Origin of the sequence: Methylacidimicrobium cyclopophantes (genome assembly GCF_902143385.2) — a bacterium.
Taxonomy (GTDB): domain Bacteria; phylum Verrucomicrobiota; class Verrucomicrobiia; order Methylacidiphilales; family Methylacidiphilaceae; genus Methylacidimicrobium; species Methylacidimicrobium cyclopophantes.
In genome coordinates this window covers 1-3212 of the sequence record NZ_CABFUZ020000033.1, presented here as the reverse complement: position 1 = coordinate 3212, position 3212 = coordinate 1, and the positions used below count along the sequence as shown (strand labels likewise).

Genomic DNA, 3212 nt, shown 5'->3' with positions numbered 1-3212 from the left:
GCGGGCCGCCGCCACAAAAGCTTGCCGCCCCTTCCCCCCGAGGCAGAGAATAGTTGATACGCTATGAAACCATCCGAGCGCTCCAGCAAGAAACAGAGTCGCCCAAGCGAAAAGCGAGCCAAGTGGACGTTGGCCTCCGACAAGCAAGAGGCTCCCCTTCCCGAATCAACCGAGCTGCAACAAATCGCCGACGAGGCGCTCCAAGCTGCGAGCGAGAAGAAAGCCCCCCGCTCGCAAAAAGCTCGGAGCCGGCCGGTCGTTGCCCGCCGGAGGGTCGCTCCCCCCGCGCCTCCGCAAGAAAGCCGGCGAAAGATCGTCTTTGTCGCTGCGGAATGCGCTCCCCTCGCCAAGGTGGGCGGTGTCGGTGACGCCGTGGAAGGCCTTGCGCTGGCTCTCGCCCGACGAGGCCACCAGGTTCGCGTGATTCTTCCGTTCTACGCCGGAATCGATCGGAGCAAAATCGTCACGAGCCTCCTCGGCTCCTGTTGCGTCCATATGGGCGCGGGGCAAGAGCATTGGATCGCCGTCTGGGAGACTTTCCTGGGAGAAGAGCGGGTGCCGGTCTGGCTCGTCGACTACCAGAGCTATTTCGGAAGACCCGGCGTCTACGACGAGCCGACGGGAGAGTATGCCGACAATGCCTATCGGTTTGCCCTCCTGGCAAAGGCCGCTCTCGAAATCTGCAAGTCGCTTGCCTTCATCCCGGATCTCTTCCATGTCCACGATTGGCCTGCAGCCCTCGTCCCGGTCTTTCTGAAAGCCTGGCCCCATCTCCTCTCCCCTTTCGGCAAGACCGCGACCGTGCTCACCCTTCACAATGTCGGGCACCAAGGGAAATACGGATCCAGCGTCATGCCTTATCTCGGGTTGGAATGGACACGCTTCCAGCCCGATTTCATCGAAGACTACGGCCAGGTCAATCTGCTCAAGGCCGGAGTGCACGATGCCGATTTTCTCACCACTGTTTCCCCCGCCTACGCCGACGAGATCCTCGAGCCGGTCGGCGGATGCGGGCTCGCTCCCTTTTTCGCCCGGCGGAAGAACGACCTTCGCGGAATCCTCAACGGCGTCGAGGAGACCCGATGGGATCCGGAAGTCGACCCCCTCCTACCGGCGAACTTTTCCGCGCGAAACTTATCGGGAAAGTCTCGCTGCAAGGAAGCCCTGCAGCGCCGGATGGGCCTGCCGGCCCGTTCCGATCTCCCGCTTTTTGCGATGGTAAGCCGGCTTCATCTCCAAAAAGGCATTCATCTCGTTCGCGACGCGCTCCCCTCGCTTCTCCGCGAGGAATCGATCCAATGCGTTTTTTTGGGATCGGGAGAGGCGGAATTCGAGGAGTTCCTCCGCGGGTTGGCTCGAACCTTTCCCGATCAAGTGGCGGCGTCCGTCGGATTCTCGGAGGAGCTCAGCCACTGGATCTTCGCCGGAAGCGACTTCTTCCTCATGCCATCCCTCTACGAGCCCTGCGGCCTGAGCCAACTCTATGCGATGCGCTACGGCTCTATCCCCGTGGCCCGGGCGACTGGAGGAATCCGAAACACCGTAATCGATCTGGAGGACAAGGAGCGCCCCGGTACGGGATTGCTCTTCCTCGAACCGACGGGACAAGGGTTGACCGCCGCTTGCCGGCGCGCGATCGATCTCTGGGAAAAAGCTCCGGAAACTCTGACCGCGCTGCGCGTCGAAGGGATGAAACAGCTCTTCTCCTGGACCCGAACCGCTCGGGAATATGAAGAGGTCTACACCGAAGCCCTCCGCCGGCGCGGAGTCTCCGCGGGATCTACGGGATAGCCGAACTTCTTCCGCTCTGAATCGCAAGCGATTGCTCCAGAAGGGCCAGACCTTTTTGTTCTGCCTACAAAGCCCATTGGGGCCGGCGGCCGACAGAGGAGATTCCTCAGAGAAAGTCGACCGGGTCGACATCTACCGTGAGATCGACTTCCGGTCGGCGGAGCCGCTCTTCCGTCCACTGTTTGATGACGCGGGCGGCCTCGACGATCCGATTGGTCTTGAGAAGGAGCTGATAGCGGAAGGACCCTTGGAGCCGCGCGATCGGGGCGGGAAGGACCCCTCCTCCCTCCGCGATCCCGGAAAGCCTCTGGCAAAGCTCCCCGCTCTCGATTTGCGCGGCCTGACGGCAGAGACTCTCGTCCGGGCTCTTCCAGACCAGGAGTACCAGTCGGGCATGCGGCGGATAGCCGAAGGAAGCACGGAATTCGAGCTCCTGCTCGGCAAAGCCGCGATAGTCGTGGTGGCGAGCAAATTGAATCGCCGGATGAAAGGGAGAGCGGGTTTGAACAAAGACCACTCCTCTCGATTCCCCCCGGCCGGAGCGGCCCGCTACTTGGAGAAGCTGCTGGAAGGCTCGTTCTGCGGAGCGGAAGTCGGGCATATGGAGAAGCCCGTCGATCTGGACGACCCCGACAAAGGTGACTCCCGGGAAATGGAGCCCCTTGGCCACCATCTGGGTTCCGACGAGGATGTCGAAGCGGCGCTCGGCAAAGGCTCGCAGCGCTTCCCCGAGAGCACCCTTCCTGGCCATCGAGTCCGAATCCATCCGCAGGATCCTGGCCGACGGGAACGCCTTCTGGACCGATTCGACGACCCGCTCGGTTCCGGCACCCAACGCTTCCAGGCGAGCACCGCGGCAAACCGGACAGGCGACGGGAAGCGGCTCGGAGTGGCCGCAAAAGTGACAGCGGAGATTTTCTCCAGCACGGTGGTAGGTCAGGGCGATGCTGCAATGGGGACATTCCTTCACTCCGCCGCAATCGGAACATTGGAGGACTCGCGCATAGCCGCGCCGATTGACGTAGAGCAACGCCTGCTCCCCCCGGGCGAGGCGCTTTCCCACTTCTTCCTGAAGCTCGCCGGAAAGCCAAGGAATCTCCGAGGGAGAGGCGCCCGCCGTGGAGCGGCGCTTCCGCCCGCGTCGGCGGAGATCGACGATCTGGACCAGAGGGAGAGAGCGATCCTCGACGCGGGCGCTCAATTCGAGAAGGCGATATTTCCCGGCAAGCGCATTGGCATAGGACTCCAAAGACGGACAGGCGGAGCCCAGGAGAACGGGAATCCCTTCCCTGCGGGCGCGCATCACGGCGACATCCCTGGCGTGGTAACGGGGGGTCTCCCCTTGCTTGTATGCGGTCTCGTGCTCCTCGTCGACCACGATGAGGCCGAGCTCGCGCAGGGGCGCGAAGACCGCCGAGCGG

2 protein-coding genes are annotated in these 3212 nt (G+C 62.7%); one reads left to right on the top strand and one right to left on the bottom strand.

The window, feature by feature from the left end:
- Positions 1 to 63: 63 nt before the first annotated feature.
- Positions 64 to 1791, top strand: a complete 1728-nt coding sequence (locus FN369_RS00875; protein ID WP_142524336.1) for a glycogen synthase — start codon at positions 64 to 66, stop codon at positions 1789 to 1791.
- Between the two features lie 106 nt (positions 1792 to 1897).
- Here FN369_RS00875 and priA read toward each other — a convergent pair.
- On the bottom strand, positions 1898 to 3212 hold a 1315-nt coding region (priA, locus tag FN369_RS00870), incomplete at its 5' end, for a replication restart helicase PriA (protein WP_142524335.1).